23 protein-coding genes are annotated in these 24,347 nt (G+C 42.1%); 9 read left to right on the forward strand and 14 right to left on the reverse strand.

What is annotated here, in order from left to right:
• Nucleotides 1-361: 361 nt before the first annotated feature.
• The 11 genes from KQI83_RS07525 to KQI83_RS07575 all read right to left on the reverse strand — a co-directional run bounded on the left by KQI83_RS07525 (nucleotide 362) and on the right by KQI83_RS07575 (nucleotide 14,553).
• Nucleotides 362-1,069 (reverse strand): M48 family metallopeptidase, encoded by a 708-nt coding sequence (locus KQI83_RS07525; protein ID WP_216556211.1) that lies wholly within the window; start codon nucleotides 1,067-1,069, stop codon nucleotides 362-364.
• Nucleotides 1,069-4,200, reverse strand: a complete 3,132-nt coding sequence (locus KQI83_RS07530; RefSeq protein ID WP_216556214.1) for a type I restriction endonuclease subunit R — start codon at nucleotides 4,198-4,200, stop codon at nucleotides 1,069-1,071. The genes KQI83_RS07525 and KQI83_RS07530 overlap by 1 nt, the downstream gene beginning before the upstream one ends.
• A gap of 15 nt (nucleotides 4,201-4,215) precedes the next feature.
• Nucleotides 4,216-5,715, reverse strand: coding sequence for an ATP-dependent nuclease (locus KQI83_RS07535; protein ID WP_216556217.1), 1,500 nt, complete (start codon nucleotides 5,713-5,715; stop codon nucleotides 4,216-4,218).
• Nucleotides 5,716-5,736: 21 nt separating this feature from the next.
• Nucleotides 5,737-6,936 carry a restriction endonuclease subunit S gene (locus KQI83_RS17070; RefSeq protein ID WP_216556220.1) on the reverse strand — a complete coding sequence of 400 codons (1,200 nt, stop codon included), beginning with the start codon at nucleotides 6,934-6,936 and terminating at the stop codon, nucleotides 5,737-5,739.
• Nucleotides 6,930-9,377, reverse strand: a complete 2,448-nt coding sequence (locus KQI83_RS07545; protein WP_216556223.1) for a type I restriction-modification system subunit M — start codon at nucleotides 9,375-9,377, stop codon at nucleotides 6,930-6,932. Before KQI83_RS07545 ends, KQI83_RS17070 begins: the two co-directional genes overlap by 7 nt.
• Before the next feature lie 747 nt (nucleotides 9,378-10,124).
• Nucleotides 10,125-10,625: a tyrosine-type recombinase/integrase gene (locus tag KQI83_RS07550; RefSeq protein WP_216556226.1), complete on the reverse strand. Its 501-nt coding sequence runs from the start codon at nucleotides 10,623-10,625 to the stop codon at nucleotides 10,125-10,127.
• Nucleotides 10,626-10,649: 24 nt separating this feature from the next.
• A complete protein-coding gene (locus KQI83_RS07555) occupies nucleotides 10,650-11,354 on the reverse strand; it encodes a tyrosine-type recombinase/integrase (RefSeq protein ID WP_216556229.1) in 705 nt (234 codons plus the stop codon).
• Nucleotides 11,355-11,514: 160 nt separating this feature from the next.
• Nucleotides 11,515-12,492, reverse strand: a complete 978-nt coding sequence (locus KQI83_RS07560; protein ID WP_216556232.1) for a relaxase/mobilization nuclease domain-containing protein — start codon at nucleotides 12,490-12,492, stop codon at nucleotides 11,515-11,517.
• A complete protein-coding gene (locus KQI83_RS07565) occupies nucleotides 12,453-12,743 on the reverse strand; it encodes a MobC family plasmid mobilization relaxosome protein (protein WP_216556235.1) in 291 nt (96 codons plus the stop codon). The genes KQI83_RS07560 and KQI83_RS07565 overlap by 40 nt, the downstream gene beginning before the upstream one ends.
• An 891-nt stretch (nucleotides 12,744-13,634) precedes the next feature.
• Complete coding sequence (locus KQI83_RS07570) at nucleotides 13,635-14,189, reverse strand: DUF2812 domain-containing protein (RefSeq protein ID WP_216556238.1); 555 nt, start codon at nucleotides 14,187-14,189, stop codon at nucleotides 13,635-13,637.
• Nucleotides 14,182-14,553: a PadR family transcriptional regulator gene (locus tag KQI83_RS07575; RefSeq protein ID WP_330622330.1), complete on the reverse strand. Its 372-nt coding sequence runs from the start codon at nucleotides 14,551-14,553 to the stop codon at nucleotides 14,182-14,184. Before KQI83_RS07575 ends, KQI83_RS07570 begins: the two co-directional genes overlap by 8 nt.
• A 429-nt stretch (nucleotides 14,554-14,982) precedes the next feature.
• Here KQI83_RS07575 and KQI83_RS07580 point away from each other — a divergent pair, with 429 nt between their 5' ends.
• From KQI83_RS07580 to KQI83_RS07620, 9 genes are all read left to right on the forward strand, one after another.
• Nucleotides 14,983-15,501 carry a flavodoxin domain-containing protein gene (locus tag KQI83_RS07580; RefSeq protein ID WP_253295547.1) on the forward strand — a complete coding sequence of 173 codons (519 nt, stop codon included), beginning with the start codon at nucleotides 14,983-14,985 and terminating at the stop codon, nucleotides 15,499-15,501.
• Between the two features lie 145 nt (nucleotides 15,502-15,646).
• Nucleotides 15,647-15,967, forward strand: a complete 321-nt coding sequence (locus KQI83_RS07585) for a TfoX/Sxy family protein (RefSeq protein WP_216556241.1) — start codon at nucleotides 15,647-15,649, stop codon at nucleotides 15,965-15,967.
• Nucleotides 15,968-16,135: 168 nt separating this feature from the next.
• Nucleotides 16,136-16,642, forward strand: coding sequence for a GNAT family N-acetyltransferase (locus KQI83_RS07590; protein ID WP_216556245.1), 507 nt, complete (start codon nucleotides 16,136-16,138; stop codon nucleotides 16,640-16,642).
• A 510-nt stretch (nucleotides 16,643-17,152) separates the two neighbouring features.
• Nucleotides 17,153-18,115: a DUF2268 domain-containing protein gene (locus KQI83_RS07595; RefSeq protein ID WP_216524667.1), complete on the forward strand. Its 963-nt coding sequence runs from the start codon at nucleotides 17,153-17,155 to the stop codon at nucleotides 18,113-18,115.
• A complete protein-coding gene (locus tag KQI83_RS07600; RefSeq protein WP_092979412.1) occupies nucleotides 18,099-18,824 on the forward strand; it encodes a MerR family transcriptional regulator in 726 nt (241 codons plus the stop codon). Before KQI83_RS07595 ends, KQI83_RS07600 begins: the two co-directional genes overlap by 17 nt.
• Before the next feature lie 108 nt (nucleotides 18,825-18,932).
• Complete coding sequence (locus tag KQI83_RS07605) at nucleotides 18,933-19,499, forward strand: GrpB family protein (protein ID WP_216556248.1); 567 nt, start codon at nucleotides 18,933-18,935, stop codon at nucleotides 19,497-19,499.
• A gap of 150 nt (nucleotides 19,500-19,649) precedes the next feature.
• Entirely contained in the window at nucleotides 19,650-20,090 is a 441-nt protein-coding gene (locus KQI83_RS07610) for a GNAT family N-acetyltransferase (RefSeq protein WP_216556251.1), read from the forward strand.
• Between the two features lie 43 nt (nucleotides 20,091-20,133).
• Nucleotides 20,134-20,568: a C-GCAxxG-C-C family protein gene (locus KQI83_RS07615; RefSeq protein ID WP_092965555.1), complete on the forward strand. Its 435-nt coding sequence runs from the start codon at nucleotides 20,134-20,136 to the stop codon at nucleotides 20,566-20,568.
• A 91-nt stretch (nucleotides 20,569-20,659) separates the two neighbouring features.
• Nucleotides 20,660-21,313 (forward strand): nitroreductase family protein, encoded by a 654-nt coding sequence (locus KQI83_RS07620; protein ID WP_216556253.1) that lies wholly within the window; start codon nucleotides 20,660-20,662, stop codon nucleotides 21,311-21,313.
• 147 nt (nucleotides 21,314-21,460) lie between these two features.
• Here KQI83_RS07620 and KQI83_RS07625 read toward each other — a convergent pair whose 3' ends face one another.
• From KQI83_RS07625 to KQI83_RS07635, 3 genes are all read right to left on the reverse strand, one after another.
• On the reverse strand, nucleotides 21,461-22,348 hold the full coding sequence (locus KQI83_RS07625) for a helix-turn-helix transcriptional regulator (protein WP_216556256.1): 888 nt from the start codon (nucleotides 22,346-22,348) through the stop codon (nucleotides 21,461-21,463).
• Between the two features lie 961 nt (nucleotides 22,349-23,309).
• A complete protein-coding gene (locus KQI83_RS07630; protein ID WP_216556259.1) occupies nucleotides 23,310-23,771 on the reverse strand; it encodes a DUF4869 domain-containing protein in 462 nt (153 codons plus the stop codon).
• Nucleotides 23,772-23,978: 207 nt separating this feature from the next.
• Nucleotides 23,979-24,206: a hypothetical protein gene (locus KQI83_RS07635; protein ID WP_216556262.1), complete on the reverse strand. Its 228-nt coding sequence runs from the start codon at nucleotides 24,204-24,206 to the stop codon at nucleotides 23,979-23,981.
• Between the last annotated feature and the right edge of the window lie 141 nt (nucleotides 24,207-24,347).

Here is a 24,347-nt window from a genome sequence, read left to right on the forward strand (position 1 = left end):
ACGCCGAGTTACCAACTCGACATGTAACAACATATTACCGCAGGGTGACTGACCGTTCAATTACACCGACGCCGCTGTTCAACAATGCCGACTGAGGTGTTCAACAGCTCCGACGATGGTGTTCAGTTTTCAGCGACGGCACTGTTCAGTTTGCGCCGACGCAACTGTTCAACTCGCGCGGCCGAGGTGTTCAATCTCGTCCGCCATATTCAATCACAACTGGTTGACATTATCCAGTAGAATAATCGATGAAGTATCCAAGCAGATTTACATCAAAAGCAACAATCCCCCGGCAAAACCGAGGGATTGAAAAAATGCTTTTGCGCACATTTGGAATAACATCGGATAATAACTATTCTAATTATGTCTCCGGTAAATAATCCAATGTACTATCATTAAGCTGTTTTTTTACTTCACGCCAGTAAGGCATATACTCATCAAGAATAGCAAGAAACTCCGGACCGTGATCCTTCACCTGCAAGTGAGTCAGCTCATGGAGCAAGATATAATCTAGACATTCAAAGGGCTTTTTCGCAAGTTGCAGATTGATCCAGATTTTTCCGGTTTTAGTATTGCATGTGCCCCATTTGGTTGACATTTTCTTCGTCTGCCATCCACTACAATATAATCCGGTTAGCTTTTCCCACTTCGGAAGGCGTTTCTCGATCTCAGCCTTCAGCAGCTCACGATACCACTCATTTACGTAGTTTTCTCTTTGTTGAGCTGTACTTTCCTTCCGAACCGTAAGGATAGCCTTATCTCCTGATAGGGTTAATGTATTTCCGTGATTACTGTACTCAATCTGAAGAAAAAACTGTTTGCCCCATACATATAACGTCTCCCCGGAAACGTATTCTCGTTCAGTCTGACGTGGCTGTTCTCGAAACTTTTCCTGCTGCTTTTTTATCCAGCCGACACGTGTACGGATAAACATAGATATACTCTCATCCGATAAATGTCGGGGAGCGGAAACTTCAACATGTCCATCCGGCGGCTTTACGTAGAGGTGCATATTTTTGATATCTTTTTTTGTGATTTTTACGGAAATCCCCGCTACATCCATTTTCATTAATACTCCTCTTGCTCAACGACAAGCATATAGATTCGATCAACCTCGTCTTCATCGCCGAGCACTTTATACAGCTCCCGCTTTATTCGATTCTCTTTAACAGGATTATAACGGAAACCATCCTGCTTTTTTGAGCGAATTGCCTTGTCAAGCTTAAGGGCAAGCTCTTCGTCCTCACCACAGTTGTCATACAGAGAACGCAGTGCACCACTTTTCCGAATGCTTTTAGGATACCTATCACTGTCTTCAGGCATAGTAACATTTTTGGCGAGTTCGACATAACGTGCCAATAATTCCTTATAGGCTAGTACTCCTTTTCTACGATCAAGAATCAAGTTCTCCAGTACCTCGGACATTTTTGCATAGTAAGCGGGGTTGATCGTAATGCGTTCGACAACTTTCCGTCGGATGTTGTTCTCGATGGTTTCTGCTGCACTTTCCTTTGTGCTTTTCGGCGAATCATCAGTGAATGTATCAGCCTGTGTGAGGATGAAATCCAACAATGTAAAGTCATCAAACATACCGATTTTACGTGCTTCTTCTGCTGTAATATAATTATCGATCAGATAGCGCATTCCGGGCTCATAGGCTTTCAGATCGATAAAATCACCACTGGCACGACCGATTGTTTCTTTCAATGCCACATAGAAATTGACACGCGTATCTCGCTTTTCTTGTTGCTCAACAGAGTATCCTGCCTCATCCATGCGGGGTTTCAATTCAGCATAGGCTCGCACCAAACGAGAGGTTAGCTTATACATCTTTTCCCTTGCGCGGGCAAAAGCTTCGTCTGCTTCCAAATCCACACCGCTCTCGCCGCAGAAATAATGAATATACTGCAATTCCTCGCGCGGGGCATCCACACCCTCGCACAGCTCATCAAGTGCATCTAGCGTTTCTTCAAAGTAATTCTTCGCCTCAGTTGTACGATCTTTAAGGAGGCCTTCCACATCCTCAGCGTCAAACGCCTCAAATGCACCACTGGTGTATTTGTTCATTGCCTCGGCTAAATCACCAAAAAGCTGTTTATAATCAACAATATAACCGAAGTCTTTGGTTTCGTCGTCAAGACGATTGACGCGGCAAATTGCTTGGAAAAGGCCGTGATCATGCATTGCCTTGTCAATATAAAGATAAGTGCAAGGCGGAGCATCAAAGCCGGTCAATAACTTATCAACTACGATGAGCAGCTTCATATTGGCCGGTTCATCTACAAACTTACGCTTTGCTTCCGTTTCAAACTCTTCAACCTTTTTGGCTATGTTCGCTTTATCCTCGTCGGGATTGACGCCAATCATGCGCAGGTAGGTAGAATACTTTTCAAAAGTCTCCGTGTCTTCATCATCGCTGACCGTATCCGTACGCAGATCACCGGGTTGCGGAACGTAGGATGAAATGATTGCGCACTTGCGGAAGCCTTTGCTTTGGAAGATCTCGTAATACTTACAAGCCGCATATACAGATCCCGCCACAAGGATTGCATTGCCCGCTCCGTCCATCAATCGCGCCTTTGTCTCGAAGTCAAATATGATGTCGTTTGCAATTTTTTCCAGACGCGAGCGAGAGGAGAACACTTTTTGCAGGTTACCCCAATGCGCTTTTAACCGAGCCTTAGCGCGCGGCATCAGGCCGACCGTTTTCGCGTCAAACCACGCATCAATACGGTCCTGTGATGTAATGTCCTGAGGAATGTCTCTTGCTTCATAGCGCAGATCCAAAATCACGCCGTCACGGACACCTTCATCGAATTTATATGTGTGAATATATCCGCCAAACACCTCCAAGCTGGTCTGCTTGTCTTTTTTCAAAAGAGGTGTACCGGTAAAACCGATAAAGATCGCTTTGGGCAGAATTGCCTCCATAGCCTTGTGGAGCTTGCCCGACTGGGTACGGTGACATTCATCTACAAATACAGTGATATTACCTTTGGCAGAAAAGTCTGAAGGAAGCGCTGCCAGCAGATCCTCCACATATTTTTCGTAATCCTTTTCAGATGTATCAGTGCCATGCTTGCCGAATTTGTGTACCAATGAGCAAATCAGCCGATCCTCGATTTTGTCCAGTCGCTTGATCAGATCGTCTCCGCTTTTGGTGCGGATGATCTTCTCGCCCACGCCGATAAAGAGCTTTTCAATTTGGTCGTCCAGCTCTTCGCGGTCGGTGATAATTAACACACGCGCGTTAGGATCGTTGGCAAGAATCCACTTAGAAAGCCATACCATTGTCAGCGACTTACCGCTGCCCTGGGTGTGCCAGATGATACCGCCCTGCTTTTTGTGGGTGAGACGACTTTGAGCGCGCTTAATGGCATAATACTGGTTATAGCGGCATACCTTTTTCCGTCCCTTATCAAAAATAATGAAGTTATGGATCAGGTCGAGAAAACGGGTTTTCTGGAACATGGCATAAAGCTGTTGATCCAACTTTTCATCTAAGCTATTGCAGACTTGAGCAATGCTCAGATCGTTGGCTGACAGTTCTTCCAAATGAAAAGCATATCCATCTTCTTTCCATTCCAAATACTTCTTTTCCGGAGTAAGCAGCGTACCATAACGTAATCCTTCGCTGGTATTGCCTGCCATGCAGTATTGGATTGTAGCGAAAAAGCGATCAATATAATGTTCACGCTGGTTAGTCAGGTTCTGCCGTATACCATCAGAGACAGAGATTGTGCTCTTCTTCAGCTCCAGCACTACCACCGCGATCCCGTTGATGTAGACCACTACATCCGGTCGCTTGGTGTTTGCCATAACAACCGTTACTTCCTCCGCTACGGCAAAGTCATTATTCTCCGGCTCCTCAAAGTCGATAAAGTATACGGTCACCGGCTGTCCGTTTTCGTCATTGACCTTAGCGCCGTATTTCAGGAGAGAATACACCTGCTGATTAGCATAATACAGCCCTTGGCTCAGATCGTTTGCAGTCCGCTGTAATCTGTCGATAGCTCCGTCAGCAAGACGATCCGAATATCCACGACTGATAAGCCAAGCATGCAGCCGCTCCTGCATGATGTTGGTGTTCTCGTGATCGTGCAGGTTACCTATATATGTATAGTTCAGCTTTGTCTTATCCGAAAAGAAGCGGAGCACATGATTTTGAGTTATCCGCTCCGGGGTGTTGATTTGGGACATAGGAAACCTCCGTCCTTATTTCGAGAAATTATTATCAATAAACTGTTCTATTTGAGACTGAAGAGTTGAAAAGTTTTCTTTATCAAACAAGTATGAACTAAAATCTCTGATCAGTGTATCTTCATCTACACGTTCATTTTTGAGCTTTTTTATTAGTAATTCATATAGAGCCTTTCCGCTCTTATCACCCATAATATATTGGTTAGATTTACATCCTTTTACGATATCATCAAATGAAGTAAGTGTAAAGTATCGGTTTCCAAAATATGTAATAAACTCAGTATCGTTTTCCGCAAGTATTTTTTGATACAAGTACTTTTCAAGACTCATTATTGGCAAAAACAGTTTTTTTAGTGACTTATACTGTTCGACACGACTAGCTTGTTGTTGAACATCTCCATCTATGATGGAGAACGTAAATTTGTCCCTCCCAAGAATATTTTGCTCACAAAAATTCTTCTGTAGTTCGAGCGTGTTATTCCATGCGCCAACGGGAAGAACATTCATTAATAGATTATTCTTTGTTCGGTAATCAGCAATCAATCTTCTCACAATAAGCTCAGCAACCTTATCTTCCACGAGAATGGTACAGTCATAGCCATCGTGATTATAAAGGCTTCTTATAGCATATTGAGGATAGCAAGGAGAAATAATCCTACAATCTCCATCCTCGTTTTTCATGTAGAAAATATTGTGAGGATTCATTCTCCGTATTAATTCAGAAGAATGAGAAGAAAACAACACAGTAAGATCTTTTTGTGAGATCATATCCGTTAGATAATCTAACAATCTATCAATAGAACTTGGATGAAGTGCCAGTTCAACTTCATCGATAAAGATAAACAGCCGATTATCAGTCACAGCATGTTTATGCTTCATTTGATCCGGTTTAAGAGCAGTTGAGTTTATGAAATTAAGTAAAGAAATGAGCATACACTCGCCCGAACTCATTTTATACTTGCTGATTATCTTCCCGTTATCAAGTTTAAGAAAATATGGCATATTTCCTAAACCATACCGGCGGGCCACTTCCATATTTTGCAGTTTATATAGCTCCCGATAGTGTCCTATTTCACCATGCAGTATTAGACTCAACGCATTTTTTAACTCATTTGTTGCCGGAATTAGCTTGCTTACGAATTTAGCATCTTTGGTTAAATCATCAAGGTTCTTCATATCCTCGAACCTTGTGCCAGTAAAGACACTTCCTTCGTAAATCCCATAAAACCCTATTCCTAATTGTGGATTCAGCTTACTTGATGCTTTATCAAATGTCCATAGGTTTTCTTTTCCTAAGCAGTTTATGGTTACAGCAGACTCTTCATAAAGCTCAGATGCACCTAATTTTTTAAGATTTTGTCCATATACGACAGATGCCACAGCAGACATTACCGTACTCTTTCCGACAGCGTTTTCTCCGACAAGGGCATAGATGCCTTTATCAAAAGAAAAAGTGTAATCAAAATGCTCGATATTTTTTATTTTTTTGATTTTTACATGAATATCCAAAGACATAACTCATTCCCCTTAATCCCTTTAAACTAATCTTATTTTACCCGTCAAAAGCTGTTGCATCATGCCTTGCTTAATTCGACGGGCTTTATATGCTCGTTTTTCATACCGTTGAATCTCCTCATCTATGTCGATCAGAAATGAAGCTATTGCAATTTGCTCATTTTTTGTTGGTGGCATAGAAACTATGAGTTTTTTTATATCACCATGAGACAAGTGCTTTACGGTTGTAGCTCCAGTTCCGTCTTGCAGCTCCATTAATGGTTTTTGAAAAGCATAATAAGCGAACTGACCAAACATAGAATCGCAGAAAAGCAGCTTTCCAACCCGTTGGTTCAACAATGCCCTACCTTTTTTCCATATGCATGGTAAAAAATCTCCATCCATCCCGATTAACACATCGCCATTCTCAACAATGTATGAATCTTCTGCGGCCTCAGTTGAGTATAATATTTGATCATCGCTTTTTAAGTCACGATTACGTATCAACCGTAATCCGATCGAACGATCATTGAAATACGCAGATGAAAAAGGAAATCCGACTTGAAAGTCAACATGCTTTTTCATTTTCTGCTTTTCCCACTCCCCGGTAAATCCCGGCAGACGGCGCTTTCCGGTCAACAGATCCTGCATAAGTCCCTGCTTGATAGCCTTTTTCTTGGCTATCAGCTTTTCCAGTGATTCAATCAGCTCGTCTATATCAGACAAGACTTTAGCAATACACTTTTGCTCGGGTATCGCAGGGTATTGTAAAGGTATTGAACAAAGTGCGCTTTTTGATATCTCAAGGAAGGTTGATCCTATCGCTTTTTCAAGCATTTCTTTTTTCTTCGTTTGTAATAGATAGTACAAGAAAAAAGCATCACAGTTTCTTGGTATCACATTTTTAAACCCTTGATTAGTCGCCATAGGTACTGAATTAATCTTTGAATCTCCTATTGTAGCTCTTGTACACAACAACAATGATTCTGGCGGTAATAGAATTGCTGCACTTTTTGATAGTCCCAGTTCGGTAATGGCTTTTTCGGTTTTTGAAATAGTTGTTCCACTGGTTGCTGTAATATCTGATGGTGTACACCAAGCAATATCCCCATTCCAGTAATCGCTGACACTTGTACTTGGTGTTCCCCCACTCAGAACATCTCCAAAAAAAGGAAGGAATCTGATTTCCCAATCCTCCGGGATCACGCCAATCTCTGTTTGTTTATAACCCGGCTTTACCACTGGAATCCCATCCTTTCCAGATGCGCGCGGACCTTCCCCTCGTAATCGCTGACCTCCCGCTCCAACTCGGGCAAAGTGGTCTCATAGCGCTCAGCCAATTCCGTGATGCGATTTGCCATACTGTGGGAGGCGGTGACATACAGGGCTTTGATCCCGGCAAACAGATCATAATACCACTTGCGATTGACAAGCAGTTCCCTGATCTCTTCGTCACTCATTTCCGGATACTTTTCTTTCAGCGCGATATCAAGCGCTGTGTTCAGCTCTTTGACGAGCTTGCTCTGCTTTTTCAGCGTATCTGTCAGTTCTAACCAAGCGGATAATACGCGGGCTTCCTCGCTGTCGGTTTTGGCCTTTTTCAACTCTTTTGCACGGGCGGTGACCTGCTTGGCGACTACCTTGTCTTTATCATTGAGATAGTCCCTCAGATAACCATCGTCTCCGGTCTGCTCCTCTGTAAGTTCATCCAGTCTGCTCTGCGTTTCTTCCACCACTGCCTGCGCTGCATCGATCGCTTTGCGCTCTTCTGCAAAAAACATATGCTCCACCAAAGTCTTGGGAATGAGTTTGCCCTCCCAGCCTTTGATCTTCTCTTTCTTTTCACCCTTTTTGTTCACGGTTTCCTCAATGATGTTTTCCCACTCGCGTCCGGCCTCATAGCCGTAATACTTCAGGACAAACACGTCATCAGACATGGTCTCCTGCCAATAAGAGAGCAATACCTCGTACACGTCATACTTGTCCACCAACTCAAGATCCGCAAACTGTGCGACCAAGAGCTCGGACAGTTCAACGATATATCGTCTTGTATCCACATCATTGTCAATACTACGCAGTCCTTCATCCACCTGCGCTCTCCATGCATCGAAAGCCCTATCGATCTGCTCAGAATAGGCGGAGAATTCCTCATCGTTATAGATACAGTTACGAATGTCCTCCTTTGGAACGTTCAGCTGATAATATCCTTCACGCAGAACAGAAAACAGCTTTTCTTTCAAGCCAGGGAACAAGGCCCAATACTTAGACATGGATTCAACATCTGCTACGGGAATACCGCCGTGCAGATGTGCATCAATATTCTGCTGATCCTCCGGCTCCGAACTGTCGATATAACGAGGGATATTCAAATTATAATCGTTCTTGATCTTGATCTCATCATTCGGGACAAAGCGGGCATATTTGGGATCGTCTTTGATCTGCTGATTGAAGGTAGTGATGATTCTGTAAATATCCTCTTCACGCAGGCGATTCTTGTTGCCGTCTTTCGCATATCCGTGACTGGCATCGATCATAAAGATGCCGGTTCGCTCATCTGCATCTTCCTTATCTATTATCAGAATACAGGCAGGGATGCCGGTGCCGTAGAACAAGTTAGCCGGCAGTCCAATAATACCTTTGATATAACCCTTATCAATAATTGATTTACGGATAGTAGCTTCTGCATTTCCACGGAAGAGAACACCGTGAGGCAAAATAACCGCAGCTTTACCTGTACTTTTGAGCGATTTCAGAATATGCATCAACCAAGCATAGTCGCCGTTCTTTTCCGGCGGACGGTCGCCGTAACCATCAAAACGGCCGAACTCCTTCAGCCCATCCGTCCAGTTCTTCAGGGAGAATGGGGGATTGGATACCGCGAAGTCGAAGCGGCGGAGCACATCATCGTTCTTTGGATCTCTATAATATGGATCAGAAAAAGTATTTCCTGCTACAATTTCACCGGCTGCTTTGTTATGTAGCACCAGATTCATCTTGGCGAGACCAGCTGTGGTAACTTCCTTCTCCTGACCATAGATAGCAATCTCAAGGGGTGCCTCATCTGCTGCCTTGATAAGCAGGGCACCTGAACCACATGCCGGATCGTAAACCGACCAGTCTTCGTCTCTTTCCTGAATACGATCTATTCCGATTACCTTAGCTAAAACGCGAGAGACTTCCGCCGGCGTGTAAAACTGTCCCTTACTTTTACCGCTTTCAGTGGCAAAGTTGCGCATCAAGTATTCATAAGCGTCACCAAGGATATCATCTCCTCCTGCTTTGTTGGTGCGAAAATCAAATTCCTTGCGCTGAAAAATAGCGATCAGCCCGGTGAGTTTATCCACCATTTCCTGACCTTTGCCCAATTTAGTCTCATCATTAAAATGCGCGTTATCAATTACGCCACGAAGCTGATTATTGCCGGCTTCTGCCAGTTTGGCAATCACCTTGTCCATGCCTTCTCCGATATTTTTCGCTCCTTTCAAAGCCACCATATCGTCAAAGCTACCACCCTCGGGCACAGTGATGTCAGCATATTTAATGCCTTTGAACTTATCTGTAACGTATTTTACAAACAGTAAAGTAAGGATATAATCTTTGTACTGAGAGGCATCCATTCCGCCTCTCAGCTTGTCACAGCTTGCCCAAAGCGAGCTGTATATCTCGTTTTTCTTTATTGCCATATTTTTACCTCGGCTCGTTATATGTCTTTTCGCATTATTCTTCGAGGCTGAAAAATCCACCCCGTTATATTTGTTTTCTATTTTATTCAGCTATATGAGATCATCAATACATAACTATATACTATCACGCTTATGGATTTTTTTCAACAGCTCACGGCAAAAAGCATAATCAGCTTTTCAATTATAATATACTTCAGCCGCAGAAAAGCCGCATGAAGAAAAAATTGGTTTTATCTGCTGAAAAGGAAGAAATGTTCTTGAAAGGGGACAAACAAGATGCTCCATTCCATGAAATCTCTTTTCTCGCCGAAAACCAGTAGAATCTGCCCAGGATAATCAACAGACTTTTCATTTTTATCTTGACATTTTCACCATTCGATGATATACTAATTCTCGCACGAAAGAAAGTGCCGCACGTTCATGCGACACCTACTCGTTCAACTAAATATTTAGGGGTATAGCTCAGTTGGTAGAGCAGCGGTCTCCAAATGTCTAAGAGGAGGCCCTTTTTTATTGCCTATTTTACTGCAAGGATGGCTTAAACAGTGATGTTTTGGTCATTTTTTTTTGCTTTGTTTTCAGTATCAGCCATCTGAAATCCGCTCCAAAATCGCTCAAAATTTTGCTCATAGTATTGAAATAGCATCATCTTAGTAGTACCCTCTGAAAAGGCATAAAAAGGTCTCCAAATCCGCTCGATTTGGAGGCTGTCTTTTTGCTCAAAATCCGCTTTATGACACTCTGAGATTACAGGTTGAACGCGTCGGTCAGACCTTCCAGCTTTGTGTTGTCCTTCTTCACGTAATACAGCTCTGTGATCTCGGTCGTGGTGTGTCCGAGTAGATCTGCCACCTGCTTCACGGTCAGGCTCTTGATCGTTCCGTCAGGCTGTTTGATACCGTTGATCAAGGTAGTTGCGAAGGTATGCCTGAGAGCATGAAGACCTTTCAACTCTTCTTCGGGGATACCTGCCGCTGTCTGCAGTCGATAGAAGCGTCTGAGCAGGTTGATCGGCTTGATAAAGTCTCCCTTCTCATTCGGTATGAGAGGGGTATCCTCACCGAGATACACTTCCTCTCTCAGTCTGTTGATCATCTCGATCGCCGTATCGTTCAGCGGAACATCTCTCACGCTGGTGGCGCTTTTCGGAGGGCCTACCTTCGTATCCTGACCCTTTGCTCTGTCCATGCCATCCCTGCGGTAATACTCTTTCACCGCTCTGCGTACATGGAGAACTCTATGCTCCAAGTCGATGTCGCTGTTGAGCAGTCCTCACACCTCACCTCGTCTTAGTCCTGTGTTCAGCATGAGGAAGTAGATGGCAGATTGCTTGTACAAGGGCTTACCGTTGCCGAAACGCTTGAACGCTTCTGTTTTGAGGAGTTCTATCTCTTCAGGAGAAAAGACCGTTACAAGCTCATTCTGTGGCTTGTTTTCGATGCCTTGGGCGGAGAGATAATTTCCTTTCTTGATCATCTCAACATTCCGCATCGGATTCTTCTCGATGAGATCTTCTCTTTCAAGATAGCGGTAGAACTCACTGAGAAGCAGATACGCTTTCTTGCACGTCGAGTAAGACTTACCGCTCATCATAATGCTGTTGAGCACCTTCTTGATGTCTGAACCCGAAATATCCCTTACGATCTTCTTACCGAGATAAGGATAGATCTGATGCTCGGCAGTCACTTCATATCTGTCATAGGTCGTCCGTTGAAGTGACGGATACTTGAACACCTCCAGCCAGTTCTGCATACTCTCTTTTAAGGACTTGGTACTTGCATTGTCTACCTTAACTTCCGGCTTATCATAGAAATGCTCAATATAGCTTTTGATCCTCTCTTTGACTTCCTTTTGGGTATCGGCAGAGAAGGATTTGCGTTTCCGCTCACCATGCTCGTCCATATACCAGACGGAGCCGTTCCATCTGCCGTTCTTATTCTTACTTGTTGTTCCGTTTGTCAGTAGCTTTCGTTCCATGAAATCTCTCCTTTCTTAGCAAGCAACAATACCATAAACCATCCGTAATATCCAGTTACAAAAGACTTTACGAGCCGACTTTTGTTTTCTTTGATTTGCGTAATAATAATTGAAATCTCGGGAGCCCTATCTTTGTTAAGGCGAGGAATATTTTCCCTCATCATCCCTGCCTGATTCCTGCCTGCTGCTCGTAGTCCTCTCTGGTGCAATACGTCAGATACGCTTCGTTGGTGATCTTCCTGCCGAGTATCTTTTCGATGGCTGCTTTCTCCGCTTGACTCATCTCATTCAGCTGTTGAGGGGTATAGCCGGGCTCATCTTCGATGGCGCAGAACATCTCGCACAGCATTTCAAACAGACCCGTACTTATCGTTTTGTCTGCCTTGTACGGATGCTCGGGTGTTACATAGTTCAGATAATCCATCGGAAGACCTCCCATGCAACCGCCTGAGAGGAAGTACAATTCAAGGTTATCTTTGAGGAAGCACTCATTGAACAGCTTGTTGTCCCTGACCTTGATTCCTTCGGGAGTGGTGAACGTGATGTACTTATACTCATCCTCCCACTTCACCTTGTATCCGTGAAGCTCCATGTACTCGATGAACTCGTCCTTAGAAGCGGTATTCTCTAAGGCGTCATACAAGGTCTCAATCAGCTCGTCCTTCCAGCGTGCGCGTTTCTTCGTCTTGACCTCGGTCACACTCAAACCATACTGCCGACACAGCTGATTGGATATCTCTTTATACTGTAGCATCTGATCTCTGGAGATATGGAATATCTTGCCGTTCTCGAAGTTGACCGAATTCATAATGAGGTGATTATGTACGTGTTTGGTATTCGTATGGGTCGCCACCAGCACCTGATATCCGGGGAAATTCTCCGCAAATATCATCCCGATCTCATGCGCCAGTTCGGGAGTAACATTGTCGTCGGGAGAGAACGACTGTACAATATGGTAATACTGTCTGCCGTCCTCCTTATGGTATTGATGCTTCACATATTCGAATTCATCACAGGCTGAGACAGGAGAACAGTTCAACCCGTCAATGAGTTTGCGTTCTGTCGCTTCTTCCCGCATGACATATTTGAAGATATAACTCATAGGACACTTTGCTGCAACGAATTTAACGACTGCCATAGCAGACCCAACACCTCCTCCATTTCTTGCAGATTGACCGCATGAATATATCCGGAATTGACCGCCCTGGTGATCTGGTTGAGGTTATTACCGATTGCTCTCAGCTCATAAGCTATCTGATCAACTCCTTCCATGACAATGACAGGTTTGTCTAAAGCACACCTTCTCAGGTACTCACTGATGCTCAGATCCGAGGCGTCCACCTTTTTCATAATGATAGATTTTTCTTCTTCGGTCGCTCTGAATTTCATAATACAATTCCTTATTTCTTTCAACCTACATACCTCCAATCTCTAACACAATTTGCTTCATAGGGGTGCGGGCTTAGCCCGCATTCGCCTTGTTCGGCGGCCTACGAAGGCCGTCGTAACACAAAGGCGAAACTGGCGATATATACCTAAGTGTATACCACTTTTTAGCCTTTCATCACTCCAAAATAGGGTGCCCCCATGATCTAAGTATAAACTCTTATAGTGTCCATTAACGGGACTTTGAGAAAGTATATTTCCATCAGAGAATAAAAACAGAACTTTTTTCACAAAAAGAATGCAACACATGATCTGTAACCACCTGACAGAATTACCGTCACAGGTGCTCACAAATCGTCCGTGTTGCGTTTTGAGTTATGCTCCGAGTCTTTACTGGCAGAGGAAAAATATCTCGATAAACGTGAACAGCGGGGACGACTGATGTGTCATCTCCGCTGCTGAGTATCTGCGTATATTTCTGTTGCCATCCTTACACCGAGCTTGAAACCTTCTATAAAGGCGTCCTTCTCAGACAGAGCGATCAGTGATAAAGCGGTAAAAGTAATTACCGATAAGTTCTGATTTGTCTATCCGAATCTCTGAAACCCTTTGATTTTCCTGCATTTCCTGCAGGTCTGCTACCATAAAAAGCTCCGTTTTCCCTTGTTTTTGCCCTTGTGAGGCAAAACAAGGGAAACTTTTTTCAGAATGCCTACCGCGCATCAATGCCTCGCCGCTTGAGAGAGCGAAATACACCCCTCGCACAAATCAGGCGATTTGTACAAGGGGTATTTTCGTCTTTGTAGAAGTATACCCCCTGAAAAAATGAGTATCCAAAAGAAGCTGCGGGGATGCAGGATTTTTTTACAACCATTTATTTCGTGGGTACATTATCTATCTGTTATCGCCATATTTCTTTTTGAGCATACGCAACTTAATTCCGCAATGCACAAACAAATAAAGATATATAAGCAATAGAACAGAAAGAATAACCGTAGACACATCAGCAAAAGGATGACTGCCCTCCACACTTCTTATGAAATTTGGAAGCAGACAGGCAAAAAAAATCACTAATAATGGGAGCATACGGGTCTTGATAATATGATTGACCATGTCAACACGAGAGGCATCATCGGAAAATATCTCGCTGTCCTGCTCTGTATCTGCATTTGACACTGGTTTGCGGAAATATAACCATCCAACACAGCGGTTAAAATACTCCCATCCGTAGTCATTGAAGATTTGAAGATAATCATGGTCTTCCGTATTATTCTTATAGTCCAAACGATATACAACGTCCTCTGGAGCGCAGCTTTCAAAGATATAGAAACAGGGCAGTATCGTTTTCATCAACTTCCATCCCTTTTTGTGCTGCTCACGCAGCCAAATCTCCTCTTCTTCATAATCTGCTATTGTAAAAAAGCGAATCATCGTCTTTCTGTTACTCATTTATTTTCTCTCCTTTACTGTTTTTGTATAGACGTTCAATGCGTCGAATTTCAAGAGATAAGATTTCTGCCCCAAGACCAGTAATCTGATACAGCTTTCGTTTTTCTTCTTCTCTTACGAAAGCTATGAGCCCATCCTTTTCCATTTTCGAGAGAGTTCCATACATAGTTCCAGCACCTATAACTAAATCGCCTCCGGTCATCTGTTTGACCTGTTGACTGATGCCATAACCATGTTGTGGTTGTTGCAAGCAGAATAGTATATAGAATCCGCTCTCTGTCATGGGGACATAGATTCGTCTTATTTTACTATCCATAAATCCTCCAGACTGTTTCACTTCAATACATCGAACTTCGCTATACATTATATCGAACCTCGATGTAATTGTCAAGATATTTTTATTTCACAAAAACGACGGCGAGGATCGCTCCCTGCCGCCCGATTGCCACACCTTGTTATATCCTGTTATGATTTTATCTTGCCCTTGTTTTTGCCTTTATGAGCGGCGCGGGCGTTGTAGAAATGGTGTAACATTTAATAACGGGATTCGGTGAGCAGATTGCGGAAAATCCTTTGTTTTCAACGGTTTCAGAGGATTTCATTAAAACCCTATAATCACTGGCGAATGCTAATGATTTCGGGGAATTCAAATTCCGATTTATCGCATTTACTATTATGGCAATCGCAGGCAGCCTTATATGAGGTTGCCTGTTTTATTTGGGGTATAGACAAAATCAGACTGAAATGATATAATTTCAAAAAGACAAATCGGAAAATATAGGAGCGCAGAATTATGAAAGGTATTATTCTTTATCAATCCAAATACGGTGCTACAAAAAAATACGCCGATTGGATATCGGAAGCTACGGGATTTGAATGTGTCGAAACGAAAAAAGCGAATATAAAAGAAGTCGAAAAATATGACATCATCGTATTAGGCGGTGGAATATATGCAATGGGTATAGCCGGTCTTTCTTTTTTGAAAAGGAATATCGATGTATTATCCGATAAGAAGATAATCGTGTTTTTCTGCTGTGCGTCCCCATATGACGAAGATGCTTTTAAGCAGATCAGAAGTCATAATATGAAGGATAAACTATCTGATATTCCGATTTTTTATTGCCGTGGTGCATGGGATATGGATTCAATGTCGTTCAAGGACAAGACACTGTGTAAAATGCTGAGAAAAGCAGTAAGCAAAAAGGATCCTGCCGATTATGAAATATGGGAGAAAGCAATAATGGATGCCGGAGAAAACAAGTGTGATTGGACTGATAAAAAATATATCGATCCTATTCTCAAATGTATTTAGCAACTTGTACTGACGCATATTTAATGAATTTGACCTTGATGGATTCGTTTTCATCAAGGTCTTTTTTTGTTTGACGGATAGACAAAATCAGGCTGAAATGATATAATGATAGAAAGATAAATCGGAATTTGCGGAGGTAATCACTGTGAATGATTTTAACGAATATGTACGTGAGTGTTTTTCTGCCGTCGGCGAAACTGTCATAAAATCCATGATGGGCGGATATCTTGTTTACCTTAACGGTAAGCTGATCGGTGATATCGGAGGTAATGAACTGTTCTTGAAGAGAACACCGACATCGGACAGACTTCTTGCCGACTCAGAACTGCGTTATCCTTACGAAGGTTCTAAAACACTGATGCACGTATTTGACAAATTTGAAGACAAGGATTTGATTGCAGAATTACTGAAAGGCATGTATGCGGAACTGCCCGAAAGAAAGCCCAAAAAAGCCAAAAGAAAATGACAAATTCTGATTTATCGCATTTACTATTATGGCAATCGCAGGCAGCCTTATATGAGGATGCCTGTTTTTTATCCCTGAAACGAATCGCTAACTATTTAACGGATAGACAAAATCAGGCAGAAATGATATAATGATAGAAAGATTAATCGGAATATACGGAGGATAATTATGAATTTATCAATAAGAGAATGGAGAATCAGCGATAAATCTGTTTTGGCAGAAAATCTAAATAATCCGAAGGTTTTGAATAATCTTAAAGATGGGCTGCCTTACCCGTACACGGAACAAGATGCAGAGAATTTTATCTCGGCTATGCTATCGGCAAATAAGGACAATACTTATGCGTTTGCGATAACACTTGATGATGAAGTGATTGGGAGTATCGGAGTGTTTCGGCAAGATAATATCCATTCTCGAACTGCTGAAATGGGATATTATATAGGCGAGTCCTATTGGGGAAATGGCTATATGACAAGTATTATTAAGCAAGTCTGTAAGTATATTTTTAAAAATACAGATATTATCCGTATATTTGCTGAGCCATTTGCGCACAACATAGCCTCATGTAGAGCGTTAGAAAGAGCGGGATTCCAATATGAAGGAACATTAAGAAGTAACGCCGTGAAATGTGGCAATATTGTTGATATGAAAATGTATGCACTCATCAGAGAATGATACAAATTCTGATTTACCCGATTATAATTCTTTCTATTGTAAAAATACCCGCCTGCTCACGCGATGTGAACAGGCGGGTAAATTTTATGCTGTAATAGGATAGCTCTCTGTCTCCTCCATGCCGAGGAAGAACCGGAGAATATTCATATTCAGTTCGATATTCAGGTCATAGTTGCGGTAAACGTCAACGGGAATATTATCAGCGCTTTTAATAGCAGGGAGCTTGATGCTTTCCGCAAAAGTCCTTTGCTCCAATCATCCAGAGGAAGCTACACTTCCCCTGCGCTGTCTTGCGACAGCTACCCCTTTGTGGACTTGCCGCCCAGGAACGATTGCAGGAGCAATCATTCTTGGGCAACAAGTTTTAGAATGTTCATTGCAAATTCACACCCATGTGATAGAATAAAGAAAATGAAACTTTGAAGTTTCATCAGATAAATATTTGGAAAAAGTCTTGACTCCTACGTTGCGTAATAGTTTAAAGTGTACTTATCGATAGGAGGAAATGATATGCATGAATTTATAATAGAAATAGTAAAATCAGATGAGATTTATCGAAAGATAGCAAATGCATCGTTAGAGAAGAAAGATGATATATATCGCTATGACTTTATGAAAAAATTTGAAAAGAAATGGGATATGTATCACTGTCCGTTGAAAGCAAAACAATCTGGCGGATATGATGTGGTGATGGCAAGCGGTATGTTAGGATATTTATTGCCACAAAAAATAGGAGACACAGAACAAAAATATATTGCAGAATTAGCAGATGAAAAGTTATGGACGGATTGCGTGGCATCTATTGAAAGCTCTCTTATGACATTTGTTAGTCATGGAATAGATTTGAAGGTTAAAGAGTATATGTTTACATTGATGCTCGCAGATCCATCAAGTCCCTATTCGGTGATGAATGATGGTTATTGTGGTGATGGTGGAATTCCGGGATACATATTTGGATCATTAGTACCTTCTGAAACGACAAAAACAAGGATTCCAGTTGTATTAGCTCATGAGACGAATCATAATGTAAGATTTCAATATATAAAGTGGAGTAATGAAATATCATTAGCAGAATATATGATTTGTGAAGGATTGGCAGAAAATTTTGCAGTAAAACTTTACGGTGAAGAGAACTTAGGACCATGGGTTAGTAAAACTGACCAGGAAATGTTAAATGAATATATTAAGCCACTTATCCAGGACGCTTTAGAAGTGCAAGGATTTGACAATATTACATCATATATGTATGGAGATGAAATGGCAAAATTACAAAATTATATTCCGGTGGGTATGCCTTATTGTGCTGGGTATGCATGCGGATATTATATGGTGAAATATTATTTGGATAAAACTGGAAAAGATATTGTTGACGCAACAATACTTCCAGCAGAAGAAATTTTGAAAGAAATAGATGGATTTTGGAGTGAAACGACCATTATTCGGAAAGGAAATACCTATGAGGACAGTAAATGAGGTAAGTAAGCTAACAGGAGTAAGTATACGTACCCTTCAGTACTATGATAGTATCGGACTGTTAAAACCAACTGAGTATACAGAGGTAGGATACCGTTTGTATGATGAAGAAGCATTAGAAAGGTTGCAACAGATTTTATTGTTTAGAGAATTGGAATTTCCACTGAAAGAAATCAAAGATATTATATATAATCCTAAATTTAATAAGGAAAAAGTATTAGAGCAGCAAATAGAACTTTTGGTATTGAAGAAGGAACATATAGAAAATTTGATTGATTTTGCTCGAAGAATAAAAACGATGGGAGTAAATAAGACGTATTTTAAAGTATTTGATAAAAAAAAGATGGAAGATTATTCAAAGCGTGCAAAGGAACAATGGGGACAGATAGCCCAGTATCAGGAATTTGAAGAAAAGACGAAAGGGGTGTCTGATACACAGCAGAAGGATGTAATCAATCGTTTTATGCTTATTTTTACAGAGTTTGGCAAGATAAAAGAATTAGATACGTCCTGTGATACGGTTCAATTACAGGTGAAAAAATTGCAGGATTTCATCACAGAGAATTATTACACCTGTACAAAAGAAATTTTATCAGGTCTGGGAAAGATGTATGCAAGTGGCGGAGAATTTACCGAAAACATTGATAGCTATGGTGGAGAAGGAACTGCTCTGTTTACAGCAAAAGCAATTGAGATATATTGCAAATAAGAGAGCGCAACTTTCAGTTTGAGCGTTTGAAGCACACATTACAATTTAATCTTGTGTTTTGTGTTATACTTTTGGAAAGATAAATCGGAATTTATGGAGGCTTTGGGCATGGGAAAAGATTTATCTAAAATGACATTGGAAGAGTTATGGGCATTGTTTCCCATCTTTCTTGTGCCGCACGATGATCGGTGGAAAGATAGCTTCAATGAGATCAGGCAAACGCTGACCGGTCTTTTAGCTGCTCAGCCTGTTGTGCGGATCAGTCATATCGGAAGCACCGCCATTCAGGGAATATGGGCTAAAAATATTGTTGATGTGATGATTGAGATTCCTCAAAGCACTGACATGAAAGATATAGCACAACTATTGGAACAGAGCGGTTTTACCGTCATGTACGCCGAGGCAAACCGGATTTCACTTAATAAGGGATATACTGAAAACGGATTTGCGGATAAAGTATATCATATCCATCTGCGGTACGCAGGGGACAATGATGAACTGTACTTTCGTGATTATTTGAACGAGCATCCTGCCGTGGCAAAAGAATATGAAACCTTGAAGCTCCGGCTTTGGAAACAATATGAGCATGACCGGGATGCATATACAGATGCGAAGACGGATTTCATCTCCAAATGGACGGCAGAAGCACGAAAGGAAAATGGAGACCGATACTGACATATTTAATCTTGACGAGAAAAAAATGATCATACTGATTACGGGTGCATCTCACACTGGAAAAACGCTTCCGGCACAACAGATAGACAAAATCAGGCTGAAATGATATAATGATAGAAAGATAAATCGGAATTTAGGGGATGTGCTAATGTGGACAATTCTGTAATAATCAAGGAGGAACGCCTGTCATCTGAGGAATACATTGATTTTCTTAAAAGGACAGACTTAGGCTCGCAGTATCCGAAGGAACGCTTTGAACAACGGATCAAAAAACTGGTCGATAATGTGTCCGTCAGCCTTGTCGCAAGAAATCAAGAGCATAAGATCGTTGGTGTCTTATTCGGATTAACGGATTATGCTTATTGGCTGTATATAACAGATCTGGGCGTGGACAGAGCGTATCTACATCAGGGGATCGGCTCCCGTCTGATGAAAACGGCACTTTCCGTTGCAGGCGGCGAAAAGGATATCGCCGTATACCTGATCGTCAATGATAAAGCGATACCGTTTTATGAAAAACTCGGTATGAAAAAAGCGGACGATGTAATGCAGTATAATCATATTGATTGGACAGAGTTTACAGTAGAATAAATTCTGATTTACAGCATTAATCTATACTAAGGAGAGGATTTAAATGACACACGAAGAAAAAGCGTTATCCTATTTCAAAGATAAATTTCATTGCTCACAGTCTGTTCTTGCCGCATATGCCGACGAGCTCGGATTAACGGAAGAACAAGCGTTGAAAATCGCCGCCTGCTTTAACGCAGGAATGAGAAAAGGCGAGGTGTGCGGAGCTTGTTCGGGAGCGTTAATGGTGCTCGGAATGATGTACGGTCAAGCCGATAAAGACGATCTCGACAGTCGAAACAAAACCAATCAGATGACTAACCGTTTTCTGGATCGCTTTAAGGAACTTAACGGAACATATATCTGCAATGAGATACTCGGCTGTGATATTACCACGCAGGAGGGAGTAGAATACGCTGTAAAGCACGAATTATTCACCACGACCTGCAGAGATATGGTAGCGCTTGCCGTTCGGGTTCTTGAGGAAATCATTGAATGAAAATGATATAATAATCAAAAGAAAAATCGGGATTTGTAGGAATATTCATTTCTCTTATAAACAGGCACCGAGGTGCGAGGAGGTAAATAACATGGATATGAAGCAGGCAATGAAAGAACGTCATATGGTTCGAAAGTACACTGATGAACCTATTCCGGAGGATATCGTAGAAAAGTTGAATCGTCGGGTAAGAGAGAATAATGAGCAGTATGGACTATCTATCAAATTGATGACCAATGATGATAGTGCTGTTCCCGGTGTGATCAAACTGATCCTCGCTAAGGGGGTCAACAATTTCTTTATCATGGCCGGGCCTGATGGTGCAGATGAACTGTGTGGATACTGTGGAGCTGATCTGATGCTTTACGCACAGACGCTGGGACTGAATACATGGTGGGTCGGCGGTACCTATAATCGAAAAGGAGCACAGAAAAAAATCGAAGGTGCAAAGCCTGTAGGAATCATCGCTGTTGGTTATGGCCAGACACAAGGTGTTCCACATAAGACAAAGACAGCAGAACAGGTCAGTTCATACGACGGAGAAGCACCACAGTGGTTTAAGAACGGCATTGAAGCAGCACTCTTGGCACCTACCGCACTGGCAAAACAGGCATTCACCATCAAAGGTAAAGGAAATAAGGTATCTATCTCCTGCGATAACGGCATCTTTACCGGTGTGGATACAGGTCTTGTGAAATACCACTTTGAACTTGGAGCGGGTAAGGATTGTTTTGAATGGGTGTGATCCCTATGGGTGAGCATTACAAAAGCATTTTTCTGTCTGTAATTATTATCTGACAAATTCTGATTTATTCGATTATCATTTATATATACAGAAAAAATTCCCGCCTGCTCATACACTGTGAACAGGCGGGTAACTATATGCGGTTATTCAATCCTTAGGCAAAAATTGGCTGATCTCCTTCTCCCATTCTTTTGCTATGTCGCAGAGGAAGTCAAATGCTTCATACGCTTTTATGATGCCGCACATTTTCTCAAAAAAAGCAGCGCTTTCCTCAGCTTTTTCCTCGCGCGCAATATCCTCAAAGCTGTAAGCAAACTCCTTGCCGGTCGCGTGCAGCAGCTTGCGCATATTATTCTTGATCACCTCTTTTTCGCTCGCGTATCCGTGCTCAAACAGTGCAAGCTGGGCTTCGAGCGGTTCTCTGAGATTATTGCTCATAAGACTCGGAAGACGGTCGATCCGTTTTCTTGCTTTATCAAACTCTTGACAGTGTAAGTAGATCCATGCCATGGCAAAGTCTGCTTTTTCGATAACGTTTCTGTCCTCGCAGTAACGGTCAATACAAGCATTTCTGCGTTCGCAGTCGGCAAAGATACTGTGCTTTTCCTCGGGACGGTCGGACAAAAAACCGTCAAAATCAGTGTATCGGCTGATTTCCGCACCGTGGTTGATACACAGACACATTAGCGGATAGTTTGCCGGTTCTCTGTCGGATTCCTCGCACAAGTATCGGTATGCGGCGAGGTGTCGTTCGGTGATCGGCTGCGTACTTTCTAAAAGCGCTGTTACATGTTCCTGCGCAGTGTTCAGATGTGCCGCACCCTGCAAGTCGGTTGCAACACCCAACAGTGCGTCTGTACTGACGCCGAATAATCTTGCTAACGGTGCAATCTGAGTGATGTCCGGCAGACCGCCGCCGTTTTCCCATTTGCTTACCGCTTGAGGCGTGACAGCGATGCGGTTGGCGACCTCCTCTTGGGTAAAGCCGCATTTTATTCTTTTTTCCTTTATGTTGTTTCCGATTGTGTTTGTCATAATACTTTTTCCTTTCAATGTTATCGGTACCGTACTTTTATTGTAGTGCAGAGCAGGAGAAAGGTCAATCAACGTTTCGTACAGATGCAAACAACGTTCCGTTGTTTTGGAAGCTCTTTTGCGAATAGGAAAAGTTCACAATCAGCAAATCCGTCACGGCAAGGGCATACGAAAGTGTAATATCATCGAAGAATCGAACAACGGCTCGGGATTAAACTTGTTTAACTCCAGAAAATACTGCAAATCCTACACATACGAAAACCTTACCTCAGCCGCAGAATAGCCGCATGGAGGAAAAGTTGATTTTATCTGCTGAAAAAGGAGAAATGCACTTGAAAGAGGACAAATGAGGCGATCCGTTCGCTGAAACTGCCATCACCATCAAAAACCTGTAGAATCTGCCTGGGATAATCAACAGAGTTTTCATTTTTATCTTGACATTTTCAGCATTCGATGATATACTAATTCTCGCACGAAAGAAAGTGCCGCACGTTCATGCGACACCCTCTCGTTCAACTCAATATTTAGGGGTATAGCTCAGTTGGTAGAGCAGCGGTCTCCAAATGTCTAAGAGGAGACCCTTTTTTATTGTTCTTTTTACCGTAAGAATGGCTTAAACAGTGATGTTTTGGTCATTATTTTTTTGCCCTGATTTCAGTATCAGCCGTCTGAAATCTGCTCCGAAATCGCCCAAAACTTTGCTCATAGTATTGAAATAGCATCATCTTAGTAGTACCCTCTGAAAAGGCATGAAAAAGGCCTCCAAATCTGCTCGATTTGGAGGCTGTCTTTTTGCTCAAAATCCATTTTATGAGACTATGAAATTGGGAGTTGCGGCAATGTGCCAACTTCTATAGATTCCAGTGTAGTCAACTGCTTCACAGCTAAGTCATGCAGTCTCTTCATCCTCTCCTGCTGCGATAACCCTTGACTTATTAATACTGCGTTATAACTTTCCATGTTACCCTTCATTATCTTCACCTCTAAGATAGTGATGTGCAAGCATCAGCAGTTCGGCTGGGTCGGTGATGATTTTTCTCTTTCTGTCGTTAACTACCTTTACTGCAAAGTCGTCTCCAAAATCCATAGCGTGGTGAAGCGTGACTTTTATGTCTTGGTCTTTCGCCAGTTCCAGCAGATACTTTGCGCAATTATCCCCGCAGTTTGAGATGTTGAAAATCTTGTTCGGCATGTTTTTGATTAACAGTAGTGTCTTGACGCCTGCTGATAATTCGGTTGACGCAAACGAGCCGAAAATATCGTTAGAAATGACATCGGGAGAAAGAACCTCGGACGCATCAATATCGCGAATAACTCTGCGGGCAAACTCGTCCATGACCCATTCCTTATCGTATTGATTCTCGTAATAAACTTCTGTATTGTAAATCTCTTTCGGGAGACTTCCGAAGTGTATCCGTAACATATATCATTCTCCATTTGATCTTATTTGCATCAAGCATAGTATGTGCAGATTATGGGAGTTTCAACATCAGACCAACCATTTTCTCATTATATCTATATTTTTGCTTTTCCATTTTGATTGATCAATGCATTTTATTATATTATAACCCATTTAGCAGGTTAGTCAACATTATTTTATTCATAGGTTGTACGCATTAGCCAGACTCAATTAACCATATTTTTTAAAACTCTTCCCAATATCTCCATCTTCCAGCAAACTCTTTTCGTTAACATATTCTTCTTTTATTTGTGACAGCGTATCGTAACAAGGATAGAAATTATTAGTAAAATCAGAAACTCCAATAATATGAATGCCTTCTCCGTATGCTGTCTTATCAAAATTCAGTCCATTACTAAATTCGGCAATATCGCCCAGTTTTTCTGTTGCCCAACTCATAATCCCAACTCCTTCATGTTCTCGGAGATGGTCTGCATGAGGGTGTTGGATTCGGCTTGGAGCTTGAGCAGTTCCGCGTGGATCTCTTTCATGCGCTCGTTGAAGTCGACGCCGTCATCCTCTGCGGGCGCTACGCCGACA

The organism is Roseburia sp. MSJ-14 (genome assembly GCF_018918225.1).
In the GTDB taxonomy this organism is placed as follows: Bacteria; Bacillota; Clostridia; order Lachnospirales; family Lachnospiraceae; genus Petralouisia.